Genomic DNA, 21692 nt, shown 5'->3' with positions numbered 1-21692 from the left:
GATTGCTCTCTTCCGGCGTCGCCGTGGCGATGTCGACGCCGAGGCAGGGATCGTCGGCCCCGCGCGCGTGGACGCGCGCACCAAAAACCTGACGAAACGCCTGGCCCCCGGTGACGTGGCGGTCATCGACCACGAGGACATCGACCGCATCAGCGCCGAAGCGCTGGTCTCGTGCCGGCCGGCCGCCGTGCTCAATGCGGCCCGATCGACCTCCGGCCGCTACCCGAACCTCGGGCCGGAGATCCTGATGCAGGCCGGGATCCCGCTCGTCGACGACCTCGGGGCGGCCGTCATGTCGGTCAGGGACGGCCAGCGGCTCGTCGTCGACGGCGGCGAGGTGCGCGCGGGCGGCAGCCTCGTCGCCGAGGGCACCGCCCAGGACGCGGACACGATCGCCGCCGCGACGGCCGAGGCCCGGGAGGGGCTGTCCACCCAGCTCGAGGCCTTCGCCGCGAACACGATGGACTACGTCCAGCGGGAGAAGGACGTCCTGCTCGACGGGATCGGCGCCCCCGACATCCGCACGGACTTCGACGGCCGGCACGTGCTCGTCGTCGTCCGCGGCTACCACTACAAGGAAGACCTGGCGATCCTGCGGTCCTACATCCGCGACTACCGGCCGCTGCTGCTCGGGGTCGACGGGGGCGCCGACGCGATCATCGAGGCCGGCTACACCCCGGACATGATCGTGGGTGACATGGACTCGGTCTCCGACCAGGCGCTGAAGTCCGGCGCGGAGATCGTGGTGCACGCCTACCGGGACGGCCGCGCCCCAGGGGCGCGGCGCATGGAGGACCTCGGCGTCGAGCACATCGCCTTTCCCGCGACCGGTACCAGCGAGGATGTCGCGATGCTCATCGCCGACGACTGCGGTGCCGAGCTGATCGTCGCCGTGGGCACGCACAACACGCTCGTCGAGTTCCTCGACAAGGGCCGCTCGGGCATGGCCTCGACCTTCCTCACACGCCTGCGGGTGGGCAGCAAGCTGGTCGACGCCAAGGGCGTCTCGCAGCTGTACCGGACGCGCATCTCCACCTGGCAGCTGGTGCTGCTCGCCCTCGCCGGTCTGCTCGCCCTCTTCGTGGCGCTCGCGGCCACGAACGTCGGGCAGACGATCTTCGGTCTCTCCGGCGCTTGGTGGGACGACCTCGTGAGCTTCTTCCGAACCCTGGTGGGCCTGGGCCCCGCGGCGCCGACGACCTGAGCAGCTGGAGACAAGAGCAGCATGATCGACTTCCGTTACCACGTGGTCTCCCTCATCGCGGTGTTCATGGCACTCGCGGTCGGCATCGTGCTCGGTGCCGGACCGCTGCGCGACACCATCGGCGAGACCCTCACCGGCCAGGTCGAGGACCTGCGCGCAGATCGGGACGAGCTACGGGCCGACCTGGGCGCCGCCGAGGCCGAGATCAATGAGCGCACCGCCTACCTCCAGGAGTCCGCCGGCGTCCTGCTCGCCGGGGCGCTCACCGACCGCTCCGTCGCCGTCGTGACGCTGCCGCAGACCTCCGAGGAGCACGTCGAGTCCATCCGCGAGTTCCTGTCCGAGGCAGGGGCGCAGGTCGTCGGCGAGGTCGCCGTCACCGAGGCCTGGACCGACCCGGACACCCGTTCGTTCCGGCAGACCTTCGCCGGACAGCTCGCCGGCTACCTCGACACCGAGCCCGCCGACGACGCGGGTACCGAGCTGGTACTCGGAACGGCCCTCGGTACCGCCCTGACCGAGAGCGAGGCCGACGAGCTCAGCGACGACGCCCAGACGCTGCTCGACCTGCTGACCTCGGCCGAGGCACCGCTCATCACCGTCACCTCCGAGCTCTCCGGTCCCGCCGACGCGACCGTCCTGGTCGGTCCGCCGCCCGCCGAGCAGCCTGCCGAGGGCGATCAGCAGGAGGAGAGCGACGCGGAGCAGCAGCGCCGCGCCGCCTACGTCGATCTCGCCCAGGGCCTTGCCGGCACGGACTCCGTGACGGTCGGTGCCGCGGCCTCCGAGCGTGATCTGGTCACGGCGATCCGCGAGGACGAGGCCGCCGCGGACACCACGACGACGGTGGACAACATCGGCGAGATCACCGCCAGCATCTCGACGCCGCTCGCGCTCGCGGTCTCGATCTCCGGCAGCAGCGGAGCCTACGGGTTCCAGGAGGGCGCGCAGGAACCCGTCCCGCCACGCGTCGAGCTGCCCGAGGACACGATCGACGTCGGGCCCGATCCGCCGCAGATCTCGCCGGAGGACCAGACAGCGGGGTCGTCCGAGGAGCAGACGGACCAATGAGCCGCCTGCTCGACGTGGCGCTGCCCGCCGTGGTCGGCGGCGCCGCCACCACGGTGGCCGCGGCGGTCCTCGAGGCCCGGCCCCCCGGCGGGCACGGGCGCTGGGAGCGCACCAACTTCGCCGGGCGGACCGTCAGCCTGCTNCGGGCGGACCGTCAGCCTGCTCGGCGGCCCGGCCGTCGGAGCCGGCGCGACGACGGCGGCGCTCGCCACGGCGCTGACGCCCGGGTCCGTCCGGGCCGCCGCGGCCGGTGCCGTGGCGGCGGCGGCCGGCGCCGCCATGGGTGCCGTGGACGACCTGGCGGAGCGCGGCGAGGCCCGCAAGGGTCTGCGCGGCCACCTGGGCGCGCTGGCCCACGGCCGGGTCACCACCGGTGTCCTCAAGATCGCCGGCATCGGAGCCGGTGCGCTGCTCGCCGCCGCACTCGCCACGCCGCGACGCGGCTCCGGCCCGGGGCGCGCGGCCGAGACCCTCACCGGTGCTGCGCTGATCGCCGCCACGGCCAACCTGCACAACCTCTTCGACCTGCGGCCCGGACGGGCGCTCAAGGTCGCCGGGCTGGTCTCGGCACCGCTGGCGCTGACCGGACGCGGCACCCCGCAGGCGACCCTCGCCGCGGGCGCGCTCGGCGTCGCGGCCGCCGGGCTCCCCGACGACCTGCGTGAGACCACCATGCTCGGCGACACCGGGGCGAACGCCGTCGGCGCTCTCGTCGGGACCGCGCTCGCCGCCCATCCCTCCCGGGCGGTCCGGGCCGGTGCGCTCGCCGTGACGGTCGGGCTCACGCTCGCCTCCGAGCGGGTGAGCTTCTCCGCGATCATCGACAGTACCGGCGCGCTCCGGCGGCTGGACGCACTGGGCCGCCGGTCCTGAGGCATTGATGACCGGTCGGAAGCTGGCCGGCGGCATCCTCGGCGCCGCCGGCCTCATCACGGTGCTCACGCTCGCCTCCAGGGCGGTCGGCTTCGTGCGCTGGCTCGTGCAGTCCTGGACCCTCGGGTCGACCGAGGCGGCCCAGGCCTACGAGACGGCGAACCGCATCCCCAACGTCCTCTTCGAGGTCGCCGCGGGTGGCGCGCTGGCCGGCGCCGTGGTCCCGCTGCTCGCCATGCCGCTGGCGAGGGAGCTGCGCGAGGACGTCGACCGGACCGCCTCCGCGCTCCTCGGGTGGACGCTCGCGGTGCTCGTGCCGCTCGCCGTCGTCGTCGAGCTGCTCGCCGAGCCGCTCGCCGGGCTGCTGCTCGGCGGTGCCGCCGCCGGCGACGCCACGAGCCGGCTGACGGTGACCTTCCTGCGGATCTTCGCGCTGCAGATCCCGTTGTACGGGATCGGCGTGGTCCTCTCGGGAGTCCTGCAGGCGCAGAAGAAGTTCTTCTGGCCGGCCCTGGCCCCGCTGCTCTCCTCCTCCGTCGTCATCGGTGCCTACGTCGCCTTCGGCGTGCTCACCGACGGCCGCCAGGACGACCCGGCCGCCCTCCCGACGGCGGCGGTCGCCTGGGTGGCGTGGGGGACCACGGCCGGCGTCGTCGCGATGAGCCTGTGCCAGCTGGGACCGGTGCTGCGCTCCGGCGTGCGGCTGCGGCCCGCGCTGCGGTTCCCGCCGGGTGCCGGGCGGCGCGCCCGACACCTCGCGGCCGCGGGAATCGGGGCGCTGCTGTCCCAGCAGATCAGCGTCGTCGTCGTGCTCTACCTGGCGAACGCGTTCGGCGGCACCGGCACCATCAACGTCTACGGGTATGCGCAGGCCGTGTACTTCCTGCCGTACGCCGTCCTCGCCGTCCCGCTCTCGACGGCGGTCTTCCCGCGCCTGTCCGAGCGTGCCGGCACCGGCGACCGCGCCGGGTTCGCCACCATGGCGGCCGGCTCCACGCGGCTCGTCGTCGCCGTCGCGCTCGTCGGCATGGCGCTCCTGGTGGCCGTCGCGCCGGCCGCCACGGCCATCTTCTCACTGCGTGACGACATGCCCGGGATGACGGTCGCCATCACCGCCTTCGCACCCGGGATCGTCGGGTACGCGCTGATCTTCCACGTCTCCCGGGCGCTGTACGCCGTCGATCGTGGCCACGCCGCGGTGGCCGCGACCGCGACGGGCTGGCTGGTGGTCGCCCTCGCGTCCGTGGTCGGCGTCCTGCTCCTCGTGCCGGACGGCGTCGACGGCCCCGCCACGCTGCTCGCGCTGACGGCCGCCTCCAGTCTCGGGATGACCGTGGCCGGGCTGCTGCTGCTCCTGGCGCTGCGACGGGAGGCCCGCCGGCTCGGCGGACTCACGCGCACGCTCGCCGTCGGCGGCGTCGCCGCGCTCGCGGGAGCGTTCCTCGGCCGGATCGTCGTCGACGCGGTGCTGGAGGCCGCCGGCACCGGGGCGCTCGGGGCGATCACCTCCGCAGCGGCGGGCGGCGTCCTCGCGCTCGCCGTCCCGGCCGGTGCCGTCGTCCTCCTCGACCACGACACGTGGCGGCTGAGCCGGTGGGCGGCCGACGCGCACGAGTGACGTCGGCGGCGCCCGGACGAGCCGGCGGCACACAGTTGCCATACTGGGGCCGGCGGCCAGGGAGGTGCGAGGCAGCACGACCGGCCGTCGAAGAACCGAGAGGAGACGGCGTGCGGGTGCTTCAGGTGACCGGGTCCAGCGCCGGGGGAGTGGGGCGGCACGTCCGCCAGGTCAGCGAGCTGCTCGCCGTCTCGGGGCACCAGGTCCTGCTCGCCGGGCCGGCCGACGTCGTCGGCCCCGCCGCCCCGCCGGTGCGCACCGCCGTCGTCGACATCACCGACCGCCCCCGGCCCCAGGACGCCCTGGCCGTTGCCGAGCTGCGCCGGCTCGGGGCGGGAGCCGACGTCGTGCACGCGCACGGCTTGCGGGCCGGCGCTCTCGCCGCGATGGCCGTGCGCAGCGTGCCACGAGCGCCACGCCTGGTGGTCACCCTGCACAACATGCCCGTCGGCGGCCGCGGTGTCCGGACCGTCGCCGCCGGCCTCGAGCGGGTCGTGGCGGCCGGTGCCGACGTCGTCCTCGGCGTCAGCGGTGACATCGTGTCCCGCATGCGCGAACGCGGCGCAGGGACGGCCGCCCGCGCGCTCGTGCCCGCACCCGTCCGACAGCCGGCCGGCACCGACCCGGCCGACGTGCGGGCCTCGCTGGACATGGCCCCCGAGGAGCCGCTCGTCGTCACCGTCGCGCGTCTCGCCCCGCAGAAGGGCCTCGACCTGCTGCTGGACGCCGCCGCGATCCTCGCCGGGCCGACCACCGAGGCCCGTGCCGGACGGCACGCCGGTGATTCCCGCGGGTGGCGTTGGGTGGTCCTCGGGGAGGGGCCGCTGCGCGAGCAGGTCGAGGCGCGCGTGCGGGCCGAGGACCTGCCGGTCCGCCTCGCCGGTCACCGGGACGACGCGCCCGACGTGCTGGCCGCGGCCGACGTCGTCGTCTCCACCGCCACCTGGGAGGGGCAACCGCTGTGGCTGCAGGAGGCGCTGGGCGTCGGCGCGGCGATCGTCGCCACCGATGTCGGTGGCACCGCCGAGGTGACGGGCGACGCCGCCGTGCTCGTGCCCGGCGAGGCGACGGCTCTGGCCGAGGCCGTCCGGCAGGTGCTCGCCGACCCCGAGAGGCAGGCCGGCCTGCGGGAGGCCGCAAGCGCCCGGGCGCCGATGCTGCCGGGGCCTGCCGAGGTGCTGCAGCAGCTCGAGGAGATCTATCGCACGTCATCCGCCGAATCTCCCGGACCGGCATGATCTGGTGATAGCCTCGAAGTCCGTGGTCAACCATTCGACCCGGCTCCCCGGGAACCAGGCCAGTACGCCCCGCCAGATCTTCGTGACCGGTGGCGTTGCCTCATCGCTCGGGAAGGGACTGACGGCCTCGAGCCTGGGTCACCTGCTCCGTGCCCGTGGTCTACGGGTGGTGATGCAGAAGCTCGACCCGTACATCAATGTCGATCCCGGAACGATGAACCCGTTCCAGCACGGCGAGGTGTTCGTCACCGAGGACGGCGCCGAGACCGACCTCGACATCGGCCACTACGAGCGCTTCCTGGACGTCGAGCTCTCCGGCAAGGCGAACGCCACCACCGGCCAGGTGTACTCGAGCGTCATCGCCAAGGAGCGGCGCGGCGAGTACCTCGGCGACACCGTCCAGGTCATCCCGCACATCACCGACGAGATCAAGGCCCGGATGCGTGCGCAGGCCACGCCGGAAGGCGAGGAGCCGCCCGACGTCATCATCACCGAGATCGGCGGCACCGTCGGTGACATCGAGTCGCTGCCCTTCCTCGAGGCCGCGCGCCAGGTTCGCCAGGACATCGGCCGCGACAACGTCTTCTTCCTGCACGTCTCCCTGGTGCCGTACCTGGCCGCCAGCGGCGAGCTGAAGACCAAGCCGACCCAGCACTCCGTCGCCCAGCTGCGCTCCATCGGCATCCAGCCCGACGCGGTGGTGTGCCGGTCCGACCGGGACCTGCCCGAGGGCGTCAAGGTCAAGATCGCCGCCATGTGCGACGTCGACCGCGAGGCCGTCATCACCTGCCCGGACGCGACGAGCATCTACGAGATCCCCGCCGTGCTCCACCGCGAGGGCCTGGACGCGTACGTCGTCCAGCGCCTGCGGATGAGCTTCCGCGACGTCGACTGGGCGGTCTGGGACCGGCTGCTCGACCGCGTGCGCCACCCCAAGGACGACGTCGAGATCGCGCTCGTCGGCAAGTACATCGACCTGCCGGACGCCTACCTGTCCGTCACCGAGGCGCTGCGTGCCGGCGGCTTCCACCACCGCGCCAAGGTCGCCATCCGCTGGGTAGCCTCCGACGACTGCGCCACCGAGGACGGTGCCCGCCGGGCGCTCTCCGGCGTTGACGGAATGCTCATCCCGGGCGGCTTCGGCGTCCGCGGTATCGATGGCAAGCTGGGCGCGCTCCGGCACGCCCGCGAGCAGCAGATCCCCACGCTCGGCATCTGCCTGGGCCTGCAGTGCATGGTCATCGAGGCCGCACACAACCTGCTCGGCCTGGCGGACGCCAGCTCCTCGGAGTTCGAGCCCGGTACGTCCGACCCGGTCGTGGCCACCATGGAGGAGCAGCTGGCGATCGTCGGCGGCGACGGCGACCTGGGCGGCACCATGCGGCTCGGCAGGTACGACGCCGTCCTCGAGGCGGGCTCCCTGGCCGCCGAGGTGTACGGATCGACCCGGGTGAGCGAGCGCCACCGCCATCGCTACGAGGTCAACAACTCCTACCGGGACGCGCTCGACGACGCCGGCCTGAAGATCTCCGGCCGCTCACCCGACTCCTCGCTCGTGGAGTTCGTCGAGCTCGACCGCGGGCTGCACCCGTACTACGTCGGCACCCAGGCGCACCCGGAGTTCAAGTCCCGCCCCACCCGGGCGCACCCGCTGTTCGCGGGCCTCGTCGGTGCGGCCCTGGACCGCCAGCGCTCCACGCGCCTGCTCGAGATCGACGAGCCCGAGCTGGTCAGCCCCGCGCACGAGAGCCTCGCGCCGGCCGGGGACGACGCGTGAGCTCCGAGGTCAGCGACGTCAAGGACCCCGGCCGCGAGGTCGTCTCCTCCGAGCGGATCCACCGGGGGAAGGTCGTCGATCTCGTCGCGGACGAGGTCCGTCTCGACCCGGACGACGGCGCCCCGGTGGCCCGCGAGTACCTCCACCACCCAGGAGCGGTGGCGATGCTCGCCCTCCGCGGCGAGCCCGGCGCCGAGGAGATCATGCTGCTGCGGCAGTACCGTCACCCGGTCCGCAGCCTGTTGTGGGAGGTACCGGCGGGTCTGCTCGACGTCGACGGCGAGGACTACACCCTGGCCGCGCAGCGCGAGCTGCTCGAGGAGGCGGACCTGCGCGCCGCCCGCTGGGACGTGCTGGTGGACTTCTTCACCTCACCCGGGGGATCCGACGAGTCGGTCCGCGTCTACCTCGCCCGCGAACTCAGCGACGTCGAGGACCACGAGCTGCACGAGCGCCTCGACGAGGAGCGCGACATGGAGATCGTCTGGGTCCCGCTCGACGAGGCCGTCGCCGCCGTGCACGCCGGGCGCATCCACAACCCCGCGACCGTCGTCGGCATCCTCGCGGCGTTCAGTGCCCGCGCGAACGACTGGGCGCCGCTGCGTCCGGTCGATGCCCCCTGGCTGCGCTGAGCCGGGACGGTCAGGTCGCGCGGCGCGTGTAGAGACTGCTGCACGTCCACGTGGCGGCAGCGACCACCAGCCCGGAAGCCAGCATGTGCAGCCCGACCAGCAGCTCGGGCAGACCGGTGAAGTACTGCGTGTAGCCGATGACGCCCTCGAGGACCGTCACCGAGACCAGCGTCCACCAGGCGCGGCGCGCACGGTCGAGGTCCGCCTCGTCACGGAACCGGTGCAGCAGCGCCCCGAGCAGCATCACCACCGTGAGGAAGATCCACACGGTCCCGGCGTGCAGTCTGGTCACCAACAGCGGGTCGAGGGCGTAGCGGTAGGCGGCGTCCTCGTCGCCGGAGTGCGGACCTGAACCGGTCACGACGGTACCCATCACCACGACCGCGGTCACGACGGTGGTCAGCACCCACGGCACGACCCGCCAGGGGCCGCGGATCAACGGCGTCGCGGGTCCGTCGGCCGAGCGCAGCCGCACCAGGAGGTACGTGGAGACGGCCACCAGCGCCAGGGAGAACAGCATGTGCGAGCCGACGATGGCCGGGTGCAGCACCCACAGCACCGAGAGGCCGCCGACGACCGCCTGGAGCAGCACGCCGACCAGGGGCCACCACGCCAGGCGGCGCAGCGCGGCCGGCCGGGACGCCGTCGGCTCGCGGCGGTAGACCGACCACAGCAACGCGACGGCGACGACGCTCAGCACCCCGGACATCGTGCGGTTGCCGAACTCGACGTACGGATGGATCGTCGTCGCCTCGTGGAACACCGGCGTGAAGGAGCCCGGCTCGCACATCGGCCACGTCGAGCACCCGAGCCCCGAGCCGGTCAGCCGCACGGCGCCGCCGGTGACGATGATCGCCAGCTGACCCACGAGGTTCGCCACGGCGAGGCCCCAGGTGAGCCGGTCGACCCGGTCGGTGCGCCGCGCGGCCGGCAGGCCGGGACGAGGATCGGTCGTCGCGCTCACCGCACCAGCGTACGTCGGCGCGGCGACGCGGTTTCTCCGTGGGGACGTGGTCCGCACCACGCGGCGCTCCGTGAGCCGGTCCACGGCGATCCTGAGCGCGACAACCCGGCTCGGGTACTACCTTGGGGGCGCGACCGAGACACCGAGCAGAGGGAGTCGGATGAGCGCGCACGCGCACGCCGGCAGGTTCGCCCGGATCGATGCCGTCCTGTTCGACCTCGACGGTGTGATCACCCCGACGGCGGAGGTCCACATGCGGGCCTGGTCACGCCTCTTCACGCCGTACCTGCAGGACCGCGGAGCCGAGCCGTACACCGAGGCGGACTACTTCGCCCACATCGACGGCCGACCTCGTTACGAGGGCGTCCGGGCGCTCCTCGACGCCCGCGGCATCACGATCCCCGACGGCGACCCCACGGACCCGCCGGACGCCGAGACCGTCTGCGGGCTCGGGAACCGGAAGAACGACGAGTTCAGCGCCGTCCTGGCCTCCGAAGGGGTCTCGGCCTACCCGGGCTCCGTCCGCCTCGTCGACGCCCTCGTCGCCGGCGGCCGCGCCGTCGCCGTCGTCTCCAGCTCCAAGAACGCCCCCGCCGTGCTCGAGACCGCCGGCGTGGCCGGCAGATTCACCGTGGTGGTCGACGGCGCCGTGGCCGGCGAGCGCGGCCTGGCCGGCAAGCCGGCGCCGGACACCTTCGTCCACGCCGCCGGCGAGCTCGGCGCGCCGGTGGAGCGCACCGCCGTCGTCGAGGACGCCCTCTCGGGCGTCGCTGCCGGCCGTGCGGGGCACTTCGGCCTCGTGATCGGCGTCGACCGCGGCGTCGGCGCCGAGGCGCTCACCGACGCCGGCGCCGACATCGTGGTCCGCGACCTCGCCGAGTTGCTGCCCGCCCTCGACCGCACCGACACCCCGGAGACCCGATGACAGTGACCACTGCCACCGCGACCAAGGACGAGTTCGGTCTGCCGACCCACCTCGACCGGGACCGGTTCCCGGTCGACGAGTGGGCCCTGCGCGAGGAGGTGTTCGGCGCCGAGGACCAGGGCGTCACCGAGAGCCTGTTCTCGGTCGGCAACGGTTACCTCGGCATGCGCGGCAACGTCGAGGAGGGTCGGGACAGCTTCAGCCACGGCACCTTCATCAACGGCTTCCACGAGACCTGGGACATCCGGCACGCCGAGGAGGCGTACGGGTTCGCGCGCACGGGCCAGACCATCGTCAACGTGCCCGACGCGAAGATCCTGCGGCTCTACGTCGACGACGAGCCGCTACTGCTGCCGGTGGCGGACCTGCACAGCTACGAACGCACCCTCGACTTCAGGGACGGCGTCCTGACCCGGAGCCTGGACTGGCGCACCCCGGCCGGCAAGCACGTGCGCATCAAGTCTCGCCGTATGACCTCGCTGACCGATCGGCACCTGGCGATCATGACCTACGAGGTCACGGTCCTCGACTCCGACGCCCCGGTGGCGATCTCCAGCCAGATCCTCAACCGGCAGGACGGCGGCGACGAGTACGACGTGAGGTCGGAGGCCCTCGGTTCCGGGCTCGATCCCCGGCGTGCCGAACGGCTGACGGAGCGGGTCCTGCAGCCGCGGATCCAGTGGGCGGGCGAGGGCCGGTACGTCCTCGGGTACCGCTGCATGAACTCCGGCATGACGTTGGCGGTCGCCGCGGACCACACCATCGACACGGAGAACGAGGTCGAGGAGCGCAGCCAGGTCGAGGAGGACCTGGCCAAGCACGTCTACCGCGTCCGGGCCCGCAAGGGCCAGCCGATCCGCATCACGAAGGTCGTGTCGTACCACACCTCCCGCGGCGTGCCCGCGCGCGAGCTGGTCGACCGGTGCCGCCGCACCCTGGACCGCGTCAAGGACGACGGCATCGACGCCTACCTCGACGCCCAGCGCCGGTGGCTTTCGGACTACTGGCGACGCTGCGACGTCGTCCTGCACGGCCAGCCCGCCGCCCAGCAGGCCGTGCGGTGGAACCTGTTCCAACTCGCCCAGGCGACGGCCCGGGCGGAGGGCAGCGGCATCCCGGCGAAGGGCGTCACGGGGTCCGGCTACGGCGGCCACTACTTCTGGGACTCCGAACTCTACATCCTGCCTTACCTGACCTACACGACGCCGTACGCCGCCCGGAACGCGTTGCGCTTCCGCTACACGATGCTGCCCGCCGCGCGCGCTCGCGCGAAGGAGCTCAACACGGAAGGCGCCCTGTTCCCGTGGCGCACGATCAACGGCGAGGAGGCGTCGGCCTACTACGCGGCCGGAACCGCGCAGTACCACATCGACGCGGACATCGCCTACGCCCTGCACCAGTACCTGAACGCGACGGGCGACACGGACTTCCTGGCACGGGAGGCCATCGACCTCCTGGTCGGGACGGCACGCATGTGGGCGGACCTCGGGTTCCGCCGGAGGAACGGTGACGGCGGGACATTCCACATCCACGGCGTCACCGGGCCCGACGAGTACACGACCGTCGTGAACGACAACCTCTATACGAACGTCATGGCGCGGTTCAACCTGCGCGCCGCCGCCTCCGCGGTGCAGTGGCTGAGCGAGTCGGACCCGGCCGCGCACCGCGCGGTGGTCAAACGGCTCGGGCTGCGCGAGGAGGAGGTCCCGGCCTGGCTCCTCGCCGCCGAGGAGATGTACATCCCGTTCGACGAACAGATCGGCATCCACCCACAGGACTCGGAGTTCCTCGAGAAGGAGCTCTGGGACCTCGACAACACCCCGCGGCACAAGCGGCCGCTGCTGCTCTTCTACCACCCGCTGGTCATCTACCGGTACCAGGTGCTCAAGCAGGCCGACGTCGTCCTGGCCCTGTTCCTGCAGGGGCACGAGTTCACGGCGGAGGAGAAGCGCAAGGACTTCGACTACTACGACCCGCTGACCACCGGTGACTCGACGCTCTCCGCCGTCTCGCAGGCCGTCGTGGCCGCCGAGGTCGGGTACCAGGATCTCGCCGTCGACTACTTCGGCCAGGCGCTCTACGTGGACCTCGCGAACCTGCACCACAACTCCGCCGAGGGCGTCCACGTCGCCTCCGCCGCCGGCGTCTGGGGCGTGCTGGTGTTCGGCTTCGGCGGGATGCGGGACCGCAACGGCACGATCTCGCTCGACCCGCGCCTGCCCGAGCGGTGGGAGGGACTGACCTACCGGATCACCCTGCGGAGCACCAGGGTCCGCGTCGACCTGTACCGCCGAGAGCTCACCCTGACCGTCGAGGAGGGGGAGTCCGCAGAGCTCGACGTACGCGGGCAGAGCGTCACCGTGACGGCCACCGCACCGGTCACCGTCGCGCTGGAGAACCAGGGCCCGCGCCTCTCCGGCGCCCCGACGATCGAGGACATCAAGGGCATCCGCCGGGCGGACGGCACGCTCGTCACCGCGACGGTGCCGGACGCGCGTGCCGACGGCGCGATCCCGGAGGACCTTCAGCCGGACGAGGTCCCGGACTGACGCAGGCGCGGCGCGCCAGGCGGTCAGTCCCAGCGGAAGAAGCGAGCCGCCAGCCACGCCCCGACGACGGTCCACACCGCCAGCACGGCGACGGCGTACGGGTCCAGGCCGCCGGTGGTCGCCAGGGTCCGCATGCCCTCACCGAGGGCGCCCGAGGGGAGCACGCGTACCACCGCCGCGAGTGCTGCCGGCAACGACTCGGCCGGCACCAGCAGGCCACCACCGGCCGCCATGAGCACCCACAGCAGGTTCGCGAGGGCCAGCACGGCCTCCGGGCGGAGCGTGCCGCCCAGCAGCATCGCCAGCGCGACGAACGCCGCCGCGCCCTCCGCGATCAGCAGGACCGACCCGAGCACGACGCTCGTGCTCGGGTCCGGGCGCCAGCCGAGCAGCAGCCCGGCCGTCAGCACGACGGCGGCCTGGACCGCCAGCACCACGAGGACAGCGCCCAGCCGGCCGGCGAGCAGCCCCCGCGGGCCCAGCGGCGTCGTCGCGAGGAGGCGCAGCACGCCCCAGCGCCGGTCGAAGGCCAGCGAGATGGACTGCGACGTCACGTGCGAGGCGACGGCGAGGGCCAGCACGCCGGCGACCGCGCCGGCGGGCCGGGCCGCATCCGGCCCGGGCAGGGGGACGAGGTCGGTGCGAACCATCACCACCAGGGCGATGACGGGCAGGACGAGGGTCAGCAGCAGCTGCTCGCCGTTGCGCAGCACCGCGGCAGTCTCGAACCGGGTCTGGGCGAGCACCCTGCGGGTCGGACGGGCGGCCGTCATCGGTCCTTCTCCGGCTCCAGCGTGTGCCCGGTGAGCTCGAGGAACACGTCCTCGAGGGTCCGCCGGTGCGACGTCACCGTCGCGTCGGCGTAGCCGACGTCGGTCAGGGCCGTCGCCACGGCCGAGAGCACCCCGGCGTCGGGAGGACCGTCCGCCCCGACGACGACCCATGGTTCGGCGGTAGCGCCATCCCCGGTCGGCGACGTTCCGACGCGCAGCCCGCCGCGCCCCGCCAGGCGCCGCTCGAGTGTCGCGGCGAGGGTTGCCGGGTCGGTCCCACCGGCCGGCAGCACGCGGATCTCGTCGCCGCCGGTCAGCTCGCGCGGCGATCCCTCGGCCACCACCGCTCCGGCGTCGATCACCACGACGTGGTCGGCCAGCTCCTCGGCCTCGCTCATCAGATGGGTGGTGAGCACCAGGGACGTCCCGTCGGCCCGCAGCTCGCGCAGCAGGTCCCACACGGCCAGCCGCGCGCGCACGTCCAGACCGGCGGAGGGCTCGTCCAGGAAGACCAGCTCGGGACGGCCCACCAGGGCCGCGGCCAGCGCCAGACGCTGACGCTGCCCGCCGGAGAGACGCCGGATCGGGGTGCGGGCCACGTCGGTCAGCCCGAGCCGCCGCATCAGCTCGGCGGGGTCGACCGGACGCTCGTGCAGCCTCGCGAGGTGCGCCAGGACGGCGCCCGCTCGCGGGGCCTGCGGCAGCCCGCCGTCCTGCAGCATCACGCCGACGCGGGCGCGCAGGGCCGCGTCGTAGGAGCCGGGGGACCGGGAGGAGGCGCTCCGGGCACCCAGGGCGGTGCCGAGGACCTCGACCGTGCCGGCGTCGGGATGGCGCAGTCCCTCGCAGCACTCGATCGTCGTGGTCTTGCCCGCGCCGTTCGGGCCCAGGACCGCGGTCAGGCGCGCCCGGCCCGCGGCGAAGGACAGCCCGCGGAGCACCTCACGGGTACCGTAGTTCTTGTGCAGGCCCGACACCCGCAGCGCAGCATCGGCAATGGCAGGGCTGGGCACCCACCAAGGGTAGGCGCCGCCACCGTCGCGGCAGGCCCGGAATTCCGCCGCCGGCCGTGCCGATCGTCACAGGCATGGTGAGGCTTCCCTTGCTTGCGGACGCACCCCGCGCCCACCACAATTAAGCAAGGACACTGTTTCCAAAAACGTCCGCGGGCTGCTTCCGAGGACCCGTCACCGTCCGTACCGAGCGCGCGAGGGGAGGATCACGCCGTGCGCACACCCGCCGCACCACAGGCCGAGCAGCGTCACGACGCCGAGGCCAGCACGCGCGAGAAGGTCCTCGAGCTCGTCGTCGAGCACGGCCCCGTGAGCGCCGCCACGCTCGCCCGCACCCTCGATCTCACCCCGGCCGCCGTACGACGCCACATCGCCCACCTGCAGGACGCCGGACAGATCGTCGTCCACGAGCCCGCCGGACCAGGGCTGCGCCGTCGCGGCCGGCCCGCACGGCACTACGTGGCCACCGACGTCGGACGGTCGGGTCTGGCCGACGCCTACTCCGACCTCGCCACCCACGTGCTCGACTTCCTGCGGCAGGTGGGCGGCAAGGACGCCATCGAGGCGTTCGCCGACGACCGCGTCAGGGAGCTCGAGCGTCGGTACCGGCCCGTCATCGAGCAGGCCGGCAGCTCACGGGCAGCCCGCGTCCAGGCCCTCGCCGAGGCGCTCACCGCGGACGGCTACGCGGCCACGACCCGTGGCATCGGAGGCCAGGCCATCGCACTCCAGCTGTGCCAGGGGCACTGCCCGGTCCAGGATGTCGCCGCTGAGTACCCGCAGCTGTGCGAGGCGGAGACGCAGGCCTTCTCCCGCCTCCTCGACGTCCACGTCCAGCGACTCTCGACGCTCGCGACCGGCGGGCACGTGTGCACCACGCACATCCCGCTCGCGGTCCCCACGACCCCCCGGACCCCCACGTCGCAGCAGAGCGACGGCACGGAAGGAAACTCATGACAAGTTCCACCCAGCAGGAGGTCAGGGCTCCGGGTGAGCCCATGACCCAGGACGAGACCATCGCCTCGATCGGCAGCTACAACTACGGCTGGCACGACAGCGACGTCGCCGGTGCCGACGCCCGTCGCGGCGTCGACAACGACGTCGTGCAGAACATCTCCGAGCTGAAGGACGAGCCGGAGTGGATGCTGAAGCGTCGCCTCAAGGGGCTGCGTCTGTTCGAGAAGAAGCCGATGCCGACCTGGGGCGCCGACCTGTCGGGCATCCACTTCGACAACATCAAGTACTTCGTGCGGTCCACGGAGAAGCAGGCCACGTCCTGGGAGGACCTGCCCGAGGACATCAAGAAGACCTACGACAGGCTCGGCATCCCCGAGGCGGAGAAGCAGCGCCTCGTGTCCGGGGTCGCCGCCCAGTACGAGTCCGAGGTCGTCTACCACCAGATCCGTGAGGACCTCGAGCGCCAGGGCGTCATCTTCATGGACACCGACACCGGCCTGCGCGAGCACCCGGAGATCTTCGAGGAGTACTTCGGCTCGGTCATCCCTGCCGGGGACAACAAGTTCGCCTCGCTGAACACCGCCGTGTGGTCCGGCGGCTCCTTCGTCTACGTCCCCAAGGGCGTGCACGTGGAGATCCCGCTGCAGGCGTACTTCCGGATCAACACCGAGAACATGGGCCAGTTCGAGCGGACGCTGATCATCGCGGACGAGGGCTCCTACGTGCACTACGTCGAGGGCTGCACCGCACCGATCTACCAGTCCGACTCCCTGCACTCCGCGGTGGTCGAGATCGTCGTCAAGAAGGACGCCCGCGTCCGCTACACGACGATCCAGAACTGGTCGAACAACGTCTACAACCTCGTCACCAAGCGCGCCACGGTCGAGGCCGGCGGCAACATGGAGTGGATCGACGGGAACATCGGCTCCAAGGTGACGATGAAGTACCCGGCCGTCTACCTCATGGGCGAGCACGCCCGCGGCGAGACGCTCTCGATCGCGTTCGCCGGCGAGGGCCAGCACCAGGACACCGGCTCGAAGATGGTGCACATGGCGCCGAACACCTCGTCCTCCATCGTCTCGAAGTCGGTCGCCCGCAGCGGTGGCCGCGCCTCCTACCGCGGACTGGTGCAGGTCCTCGAGGGTGCCTCGCACAGCAAGTCGAACGTGCTGTGCGACGCCCTGCTGGTGGACCAGGTCTCGCGCTCCGACACCTACCCGTACGTCGACGTCCGCGTCGACGACGTCGAGATGGGCCACGAGGCCACGGTCTCGAAGGTCAGCGAGGACCAGCTGTTCTACCTCATGTCCCGCGGCATGGAGGAGACCGAGGCCATGGCGATGATCGTCCGCGGCTTCGTCGAGCCCATCGCCCGTGAGCTCCCCATGGAGTACGCCCTGGAGCTCAATCGCCTCATCGAGCTGCAGATGGAAGGGGCCGTGGGTTGATGACTGCGACCAACACGACTACCCAGTCGCCCGAGAACCTCACGACCGACCACTCCCGCGCCACCGCGGACGAGGCCCACACCCACGGGCAGGGCGCCGCCGCCGCGGGGGCGTCCCGCGGCGACCGGGGCACCTCCTTCGCCCTGGCGGACTTCCCGCTGCCGAACGGCCGCGAGGAGGACTGGCGCTTCACGCCGGTCAACCGCCTGCAGAAGATCTTCGCGGGCGACCTGACCGGCGAAGGGCCCACGGTGAGCGTCGAGCACGACGACGCCGTGCAGGTCGAGCGGGTCGGGCGCGACGACGCCCGCCTGGGAAACGTCGGTTCCCCCGGTGACCGGGCGTCGGCCGCCGCGTGGGAGTCCTTCCGCGAGGCCGTCGTCATCACGGTGCCCAAGGGCCACGCCGAGGGCGAGCACACGGCGATCACGGTCGCGGGGCAGCCCGGGGGCGCCCCGGACGAGCCGGCGGCGCAGCACCTCCTCGTGGTCGCCGAGGAGCTCAGCGAGTCCCTGGTGGTCCTCGACCACCGGGGCGGCGCGCACCTGTCGCAGACGGTCGAGATCGACGTCCGCGACGGCGCCCACCTCACGCTGATCTCCATCCAGGACTGGGACGACGGCGCGATCCACGTCGCCTCCCACCGCGCCAGGCTCGGTCGCGACGCCCGGCTCAAGCACATCGTCGTCACCCTCGGCGGCGACGTCGTGCGCCTGACGCCGGAGTCCTCGTTCGCCGCCCCGGGCGGCGACGTGGAGATGCTGGGGCTGTACTTCACCGACTCCGGCCAGCACCAGGAGCACCGGCTGTTCGTGGACCACGCCGTGGAGAGCTGCAAGTCCCGCGTCACGTACAAGGGCGCGCTGCAGGGCGCCAGCGCCCACGCGGTGTGGATCGGCGACGTGCTGATCCGCAAGGCGGCCGAAGGCACCGACACGTACGAGCTCAACCGCAACCTCGTCCTGACCGAGGGGGCCCGGGCCGACTCCGTGCCGAACCTGGAGATCGAGACCGGCGAGATCGCGGGGGCCGGGCACGCCTCGGCCACCGGCCGGTTCGACGACGAGCAGCTGTTCTACCTGCGTTCGCGCGGGATCGACGAGGCAGACGCCCGCCGCCTGGTGGTGCGTGGCTTCTTCGCCGAGCTCATCAACCAGATCGGCGTGCCGCTGGTGCAGGAGCGGCTCATGACGGCGATCGACGTCGAGCTCGACCACACCATGGAGGCCGCCGCCCGATGAAGGAGCACGTCGCCGACGTCGGAGACCTCGAGCCCGGAGAGGCCCTGGCCCTCGAGCTCGACGGACCCGACGGCTCGCTCGTCCCCGTGGCGCTGGTGCGCGACGAGGACGGCGAGTTCCACGCGCTGTCGGACATCTGCTCGCACGGGCAGGTGAACCTCTCCGACGGCGAGGTCGAGGGCTCGACCCTCGAGTGCTGGCTGCACGGCTCGACCTTCGACCTGCGCACCGGGCGCCCGACGGGCCTGCCGGCCACCCAGCCGGTCCCGGTGTACCCGGTGACCATCGACGGCGAGCGTGTGCTCATCGACCTCGACGTCACGGCGAACCTGAACGCCTGATCGCACAGGGGCTCCGCCCCCGTGAACCCCGGAACCACACACCTGTAACAGCCGAAAAGAGAAGAAGCCACAGATGTCCACCCTTGAGATCAAGAACCTCCACGTCTCGGTCGAGACGAACGAGGGCCCCAAGCCCATCCTGAAGGGCGCCGACCTGACCATCGGCAGCGGCGAGATCCACGCGATCATGGGCCCGAACGGCTCCGGCAAGTCCACCCTGGCGTACGCCGTCGCGGGCCACCCGAAGTACACGATCACCGACGGCGAGGTCCTCCTCGACGGCGAGAACATCGTGGACATGACGGCGGACGAGCGCGCCCGCGCCGGCCTCTTCCTCGCCATGCAGTACCCGGTCGAGGTCCCCGGCGTCACCGTCTCCAACTTCCTGCGCACCGCCAAGACTGCCCTGACCGGTGAGGCGCCCGCGCTGCGCCACTGGGTCGGCGACGTCAAGGACGCCATGGGCAAGCTGCGCATGGACCCCGACTTCGCCCAGCGCGACGTCAACCACGGGTTCTCCGGCGGTGAGAAGAAGCGTCACGAGATCCTGCAGATGGAGCTCCTGAAGCCGAAGTTCGCCGTCCTGGACGAGACCGACTCCGGTCTCGACGTCGACGCCCTGCGCGTCGTCTCCGACGGCGTGAACCGCGTCCACGCGGAGACCGGCCTCGGCGTCATGCTGATCACGCACTACACGCGGATCCTCAACTACATCAAGCCCGACCACGTGCACGTCTTCGTCGAGGGCCGCGTCGCGGCCCAGGGCGGTCCCGAGCTCGCGGACCAGCTCGAGGCCGAGGGCTACGACAAGTACGCGAGCGCCAAGGTCTGAGAGGCGACGACCGGATGAACGCTGCCGGAGGGCAGCTCCTCACCACGACCGCGGAGCTGGCGGCCGTGCGTGCGGACTTCCCGATCCTCGAGCGGACGGTGCGCGGCGGCCGCCCGCTGGTCTACCTCGACACCGCGGCGACCGCGCAGAAGCCGCGGTGCGTCCTCGAGGCCGAGCAGGAGTTCTACGAGCGCACCAACGCGGCGGTGCACCGCGGCGCCCACCAGCTCGCGGAGGAGGCGACCGAGGCCTACGAGGCCGCGCGGGCCGCCGTCGCCGCGTTCGTGGGAGCCGCCGAGGACGAGATCGTCTGGACGAAGAACGCCACCGAGGCGCTCAACCTGGTCACCTACGCGTTCTCCAACGCCTCGCTCGGCCGCGGCGGGGACGCCGCCCGCGAGCTCTTCGCCCTCGCCCCCGGCGACGAGATCGTCGTCACCGAGGCCGAGCACCACGCCAACCTGGTGCCGTGGCAGGAGCTGTGCGCCCGCACCGGCGCCACGCTGCGCTGGATCGGCACGGACGACGACGGGCGGCTCGACCCTGAGACGTACTCGGTGATCAACGAGCGCACCCGCGTCGTGGCCCTGACCCATGCGTCGAACGTCACCGGCGCGATCAGCCCGGTGGCCGACGTGGTGGCCCTGGCCCGGTGGGCCGGCGCCCTGGTGGTGCTGGACGCCTGCCAGTCCGCCGCGCACCTGCCGCTGGACCTGCGGGCCCTCGACGTCGATTTCGCCGCCTTCTCCGGGCACAAGATGCTCGGTCCCACCGGAGTCGGCGTGCTCTACGGCAAGCGGGACCTGCTGGACGCGCTTCCGCCGTTCCTGACCGGCGGCTCCATGGTCGAGACCGTCACCATGGAGACCACCACCTACGCCGCGCCGCCCAACCGGTTCGAGGCCGGCACCCAGATGGTGGCCCAGACGGTGGGTCTGCACGCGGCCGTGAACTACCTCGACGAGCTCGGCATGGACGCCCTGGCGGTCCACGAGGCCGCGCTGACGACGCAGCTGCTCGACGGCGTCGCGTCGGTGCCGGGCGTGCGGGTCCTGGGCCCGGCGGACAGCAGCGACCGCCTCGCCGTCGTCGCGTTCGCCGTCGACGGCGTCCACCCGCACGACGTCGGGCAGCTGCTCGACGACGCCGGCATCGCCGTCCGGGTGGGGCACCACTGCGCCCAGCCGGTCCACCGCCGCCTCGGCGTCCACGCCTCTGCGCGCGCCTCGGCCGGCGTCTACACCACGACGGACGAGATCGAAGCCTTCGTCGATGCTCTCGGTCGCGTCCGCGCCTTCTTCGGAGCGCATCATGGCTGAGGGTCTCGAACAGCTCTACCAGCAGGTCATTCTCGACCACTCCCGCGAGCGCCACGGGGCGGGCGAGCTCGACCCGTGCGACGGGGAGTCCTTCCAGGTCAATCCCACCTGCGGCGACGAGGTCCGGCTGCGAGTGCGGCTGGACCATTCGGCGGGGGTACCGCGCATCACCGGGGTCGGCTGGGTCGGCCAGGGATGCTCCATCTCCCAGGCCTCGCTGTCCATCCTGAACGACCTCGTCGTCGACAAGAACGTCACGGACGCCGAGAACCTGGGCGAGACCTTCCGCGAGCTGATGCGCAGCCGCGGGCAGGAGCTCTCGCCCGACAAGCAGGACTCCCTGGAGGACGCCGCGGCATTCGTCGGCGTCGCTCGGTATCCTGCCCGTATCAAGTGCGCCCTGCTCGGCTGGATGGCCCTGCGTGACGCTCTCGCACACGCACTGACCGCCGAGCCGCTGCAGCACAAGGAGGAGGCCACATGACCGAGACCACCAACCCCTCACCGACGACCGCCGCCGACGTCGAGGAGGCCATGCGGGACGTCATCGACCCGGAGCTGGGCATCAACGTCGTCGACCTCGGCCTCGTCTACGGCATCACCGTGGACCAGAACAACGAGGCCGTCATCGACATGACGCTGACGTCCGCGGCCTGCCCGCTGACGGACGTCATCGAGGACCAGACCGGCCAGGCCCTCGAGGGCCTCGTCGAGGGCCAGCGCATCAACTGGGTCTGGATGCCGCCGTGGGGCCCGGACAAGATCACCGACGTCGGACGCGAGCAGCTGCGCGCCATCGGCTTCAACATCTGAGGTCCGGGCTGCGAGAGGTTGCTCGTCCGGCGTCGTCACTCCGGTGAGCAAGGTCTCCGCGACGTCGCAGGGCAGGGACCGTAGACTTGAGGCTGCTCCGGTGG

General features: G+C 72.2%; 20 protein-coding genes. 17 read left to right on the top strand and 3 right to left on the bottom strand.

Features of this window, described 5'->3' with window-relative positions:
* Window position 1 precedes the first annotated feature (1 nt).
* The 7 genes from steA to ABD907_RS08920 all read left to right on the top strand — a co-directional run bounded on the left by steA (window position 2) and on the right by ABD907_RS08920 (window position 8413).
* A complete protein-coding gene (steA, locus tag ABD907_RS08950) occupies window positions 2-1204 on the top strand; it encodes a putative cytokinetic ring protein SteA (protein ID WP_425555739.1) in 1203 nt (400 codons plus the stop codon).
* A gap of 21 nt (window positions 1205-1225) precedes the next feature.
* The gene (locus ABD907_RS08945; protein ID WP_345215898.1) at window positions 1226-2275 is read left to right on the top strand and encodes a copper transporter; all 1050 of its coding nucleotides are present in this window, start codon (window positions 1226-1228) and stop codon (window positions 2273-2275) included.
* 279 nt (window positions 2276-2554) lie between these two features.
* Window positions 2555-3148, top strand: a complete 594-nt coding sequence (locus tag ABD907_RS08940; RefSeq protein WP_345215897.1) for a hypothetical protein — start codon at window positions 2555-2557, stop codon at window positions 3146-3148.
* A 7-nt stretch (window positions 3149-3155) separates the two neighbouring features.
* Window positions 3156-4766, top strand: coding sequence for a murein biosynthesis integral membrane protein MurJ (gene murJ, locus ABD907_RS08935; protein WP_345215896.1), 1611 nt, complete (start codon window positions 3156-3158; stop codon window positions 4764-4766).
* Window positions 4767-4876: 110 nt separating this feature from the next.
* Window positions 4877-6004 carry a glycosyltransferase family 4 protein gene (locus tag ABD907_RS08930; RefSeq protein ID WP_345215895.1) on the top strand — a complete coding sequence of 376 codons (1128 nt, stop codon included), beginning with the start codon at window positions 4877-4879 and terminating at the stop codon, window positions 6002-6004.
* A gap of 22 nt (window positions 6005-6026) precedes the next feature.
* Entirely contained in the window at window positions 6027-7781 is a 1755-nt protein-coding gene (gene pyrG, locus ABD907_RS08925) for a CTP synthase (protein WP_345215913.1), read from the top strand.
* The gene (locus tag ABD907_RS08920) at window positions 7778-8413 is read left to right on the top strand and encodes an NUDIX domain-containing protein (protein ID WP_345215894.1); all 636 of its coding nucleotides are present in this window, start codon (window positions 7778-7780) and stop codon (window positions 8411-8413) included. Before pyrG ends, ABD907_RS08920 begins: the two co-directional genes overlap by 4 nt.
* A 10-nt stretch (window positions 8414-8423) precedes the next feature.
* On the opposite strand, the gene ABD907_RS08915 is transcribed toward ABD907_RS08920, so the two are convergent.
* The gene (locus tag ABD907_RS08915) at window positions 8424-9377 is read right to left on the bottom strand and encodes a COX15/CtaA family protein (RefSeq protein ID WP_345215893.1); all 954 of its coding nucleotides are present in this window, start codon (window positions 9375-9377) and stop codon (window positions 8424-8426) included.
* Between the two features lie 160 nt (window positions 9378-9537).
* Here ABD907_RS08915 and ABD907_RS08910 point away from each other — a divergent pair, with 160 nt between their 5' ends.
* Window positions 9538-10302, top strand: coding sequence for an HAD family hydrolase (locus ABD907_RS08910; RefSeq protein WP_345215892.1), 765 nt, complete (start codon window positions 9538-9540; stop codon window positions 10300-10302).
* On the top strand, window positions 10299-12851 hold the full coding sequence (locus tag ABD907_RS08905; RefSeq protein WP_345215891.1) for a glycoside hydrolase family 65 protein: 2553 nt from the start codon (window positions 10299-10301) through the stop codon (window positions 12849-12851). Before ABD907_RS08910 ends, ABD907_RS08905 begins: the two co-directional genes overlap by 4 nt.
* Before the next feature lie 23 nt (window positions 12852-12874).
* Here the strand turns inward: ABD907_RS08905 and ABD907_RS08900 are convergent, their stop codons facing one another.
* Both ABD907_RS08900 and ABD907_RS08895 read right to left on the bottom strand, forming a co-directional pair.
* Window positions 12875-13624 carry an ABC transporter permease gene (locus ABD907_RS08900; RefSeq protein WP_345215890.1) on the bottom strand — a complete coding sequence of 250 codons (750 nt, stop codon included), beginning with the start codon at window positions 13622-13624 and terminating at the stop codon, window positions 12875-12877.
* On the bottom strand, window positions 13621-14565 hold the full coding sequence (locus tag ABD907_RS08895; protein ID WP_425555737.1) for an ABC transporter ATP-binding protein: 945 nt from the start codon (window positions 14563-14565) through the stop codon (window positions 13621-13623). The genes ABD907_RS08900 and ABD907_RS08895 overlap by 4 nt, the downstream gene beginning before the upstream one ends.
* A 285-nt stretch (window positions 14566-14850) precedes the next feature.
* Between ABD907_RS08895 and ABD907_RS08890 the strand changes: the two genes are divergently transcribed.
* The 8 genes from ABD907_RS08890 (at window position 14851) to ABD907_RS08855 (ending at window position 21588) form a co-directional block, all read left to right on the top strand.
* On the top strand, window positions 14851-15594 hold the full coding sequence (locus ABD907_RS08890) for a helix-turn-helix transcriptional regulator (RefSeq protein WP_345215888.1): 744 nt from the start codon (window positions 14851-14853) through the stop codon (window positions 15592-15594).
* Complete coding sequence (gene sufB, locus ABD907_RS08885) at window positions 15591-17042, top strand: Fe-S cluster assembly protein SufB (RefSeq protein WP_345215887.1); 1452 nt, start codon at window positions 15591-15593, stop codon at window positions 17040-17042. Before ABD907_RS08890 ends, sufB begins: the two co-directional genes overlap by 4 nt.
* Complete coding sequence (gene sufD, locus ABD907_RS08880) at window positions 17042-18283, top strand: Fe-S cluster assembly protein SufD (protein WP_345215886.1); 1242 nt, start codon at window positions 17042-17044, stop codon at window positions 18281-18283. The genes sufB and sufD overlap by 1 nt, the downstream gene beginning before the upstream one ends.
* The gene (locus tag ABD907_RS08875; protein ID WP_345215885.1) at window positions 18280-18624 is read left to right on the top strand and encodes a non-heme iron oxygenase ferredoxin subunit; all 345 of its coding nucleotides are present in this window, start codon (window positions 18280-18282) and stop codon (window positions 18622-18624) included. Before sufD ends, ABD907_RS08875 begins: the two co-directional genes overlap by 4 nt.
* A gap of 73 nt (window positions 18625-18697) precedes the next feature.
* Entirely contained in the window at window positions 18698-19456 is a 759-nt protein-coding gene (gene sufC, locus ABD907_RS08870; protein WP_345215884.1) for a Fe-S cluster assembly ATPase SufC, read from the top strand.
* A gap of 14 nt (window positions 19457-19470) precedes the next feature.
* Entirely contained in the window at window positions 19471-20775 is a 1305-nt protein-coding gene (locus ABD907_RS08865; RefSeq protein WP_345215883.1) for a SufS family cysteine desulfurase, read from the top strand.
* A complete protein-coding gene (sufU, locus tag ABD907_RS08860; RefSeq protein ID WP_345215882.1) occupies window positions 20768-21259 on the top strand; it encodes a Fe-S cluster assembly sulfur transfer protein SufU in 492 nt (163 codons plus the stop codon). Before ABD907_RS08865 ends, sufU begins: the two co-directional genes overlap by 8 nt.
* Window positions 21256-21588 carry a metal-sulfur cluster assembly factor gene (locus ABD907_RS08855; RefSeq protein WP_345215881.1) on the top strand — a complete coding sequence of 111 codons (333 nt, stop codon included), beginning with the start codon at window positions 21256-21258 and terminating at the stop codon, window positions 21586-21588. The genes sufU and ABD907_RS08855 overlap by 4 nt, the downstream gene beginning before the upstream one ends.
* Window positions 21589-21692 lie beyond the last annotated feature (104 nt).

The organism is Georgenia halophila, from assembly GCF_039541595.1.
This window is presented reverse-complemented; position numbering and strand designations above follow the sequence as displayed.